At 67.0% G+C, this 613-nt stretch carries 1 protein-coding gene; it reads right to left on the reverse strand.

The window, feature by feature from the left end:
• Positions 1–389: hypothetical protein (locus ACLJNW_RS23015; protein WP_410961066.1), on the reverse strand; the 389-nt coding region annotated here is incomplete at its 3' end.
• Between the last annotated feature and the right edge of the window lie 224 nt (positions 390–613).

The raw sequence follows: 613 nt of genomic DNA on the forward strand, positions 1-613 counted from the left end.
TAGTAGACGTCCTCCACCGCTCCGGCGCCGAGGTAGTAGGTCTGGTAGTAGGCGCTCTGGAAGAAGTCGTCGGGGGCGATCTCGCCGAGGGTGTAGAAGCCTTCCGGAAGGCCTTCCTCCACCGCCAGGCAGAAAGGGTCGAGCAGGTAGCCGCGAGAGAAGTAGCGGCGGATGATCGCCTCGCGGAAGCGCTCGGCGATGCCGCGCTCGTAGAGCAGGGTGGGCGCGTGGCCCTTGCGTTCCAGGCTGATCATGCTCGACTCGATCGGCACCAGTTGGTGGATGGCGTCGACCAGCGCGGCGAGGAAGTCGGGTTGGCGCAGGCGCCGGATCGCCAGCGCCAGGTGTTCGTGCCAGCGGTCGAGCGCGTTCGGGGCGATGGCCTGCATGGACGGTACGGCTCGTTCTTGTCGTTGTCGCCGCAGGATAGCAAGCCGCGTCGGCCGCACCCAGCGCTTACCCCAAAATGGGGTATGGCCCGCCGCGCGGTGCTCTTGCACCCTCGGAGCATCCATCCGAGAAGAGCGACAGCCCGATGAACGCAAGACTGCACGCCACGTCCCCCCTCGGCGACGCCGACCTGGTCCGTGCCGACCAGGCCCACTACATGCAC

Source organism: Salmonella sp. SAL4457, from assembly GCF_046548235.1.
GTDB classification, from domain to species: Bacteria; Pseudomonadota; Gammaproteobacteria; order Enterobacterales; family Enterobacteriaceae; genus Salmonella; species Salmonella enterica.